This is a genomic window from Streptomyces recifensis (assembly GCF_002154615.1).
Lineage (GTDB): Bacteria > Actinomycetota > Actinomycetes > Streptomycetales > Streptomycetaceae > Streptomyces > Streptomyces griseoluteus.
The window spans coordinates 1-789 of the sequence record NZ_MUNH01000726.1 but is presented as its reverse complement, the minus strand read 5'-3'; the positions used below and the strand labels follow the sequence as shown (position 1 = coordinate 789).

General features: G+C 74.9%; 1 protein-coding gene. It reads left to right on the top strand.

Annotation, left to right across the window (positions count from 1 at the left end; all coding sequences use genetic code 11):
- On the top strand, positions 1-514 hold a 514-nt coding region (locus tag CCN33_RS28920), incomplete at its 5' end, for a helix-turn-helix transcriptional regulator (protein WP_140394732.1).
- Positions 515-789: the final 275 nt, after the last annotated feature.

Here is a 789-nt window from a genome sequence, read left to right as displayed (position 1 = left end):
CCTGGACCGGGCGGAGGCCCTGGTGCGGGCGGCCCGCGGCGACCAGGAGGGCGCGCTGGCCCGGTTGACGTCCGCTCAGGACCGGCTCACTGAACTGGGCTACGGGCTGGAGGCGGCCCGCGCCGCGTTCGCCCTGGCCCAGCTGCGCGCCCGTTCCCCGGAGGGGGCCCGCCGCAGGGGCACCGTGTACGACGAGGCGACCCGGCTGTTCCGGCGCTGCCGGGCGCTGCCGTGGCTGGGCCAGGTGGACGAGGCCCGCAGCGCCCCGGAGCCCGCGCGGCCGGTGCCCGCGCCGGACGCCCCGGAGCCGCTGGACGCGCTGGCGGGGCTGGCCACGATGGAGCGTCAGGTGGCCGCGCTGGTGATGGAGGGCGCCACCAACCGGGAGATAGCGGCACGGCTGTTCGTGAGCGTGAAGACGGTGGAGGCGACCCTGACCCGGGTCTACCGGAAGCTGGGCATCCGCTCACGGGTGGACATCGTCCGATTGGCCGCAGGTCGCCGCGCGAAGTGACGGCGCCCCCGGTTAACTGAGCCGGACCGAGGGTTTTCCCTCCCCTGACCCCCTAGGGGGTTCCCTCATTGGGAGGCGGGAGTTCCGGGTCCTAGCGTGAGGGGCGTGCCGCTCGCCGGGCACACGGGTTCGGATTCCCGCCCCTCTCCGCTCCACCGGAGCCGGGGGTGCCCCGTCCCCGTGCACCACCCCCCACACCCGCGCGATCCCCACCGGCAACCCCCACGGAGGAGACTCATGTTCGGGCTCAGACGTGCCAGAAAGACCGCAGGGAC